Consider the following 325-nt stretch of genomic DNA (forward strand, 5'->3'; position numbering starts at 1 on the left):
ACTGTCAGGATTTCCGTGTGTGGGCGGGCATAATGGGTAAAGAGGAGATCCCATATGTCCCGACGCAAAGAACCTGCGATACCGAATGAGCTTCTCGACCAGTTGCTGGCGGGCGGTGCCGCGAGTGCTGCATTTGACCAAGGTGGCCTGCTCGATTCGCTGAAGAAGGCGCTGACCGAGCGCGCGTTGAACGCGGAGATGGATCATCACCTGGCCGGCCAGGACGGTGCCGGCAACACGCGCAACGGCTACGGTCGGAAGACCGTGATGACCGACACCGGCAAGCTGGCGATCGACGTGCCACGCGATCGTCAGGCGAGCTTCG

Annotated in this window: 1 protein-coding gene; it reads left to right on the forward strand. The window is 61.8% G+C overall.

Features of this window, described 5'->3' with window-relative positions; translation table 11 throughout:
* Positions 1-54 precede the first annotated feature (54 nt).
* Positions 55-325: transposase (locus EJC47_RS20910; RefSeq protein ID WP_185867754.1), on the forward strand; the 271-nt coding region annotated here is incomplete at its 3' end.

Source organism: Sphingomonas sp. TF3, assembly GCF_003985085.1.
Taxonomy (GTDB): Bacteria; Pseudomonadota; Alphaproteobacteria; order Sphingomonadales; family Sphingomonadaceae; genus Sphingomonas.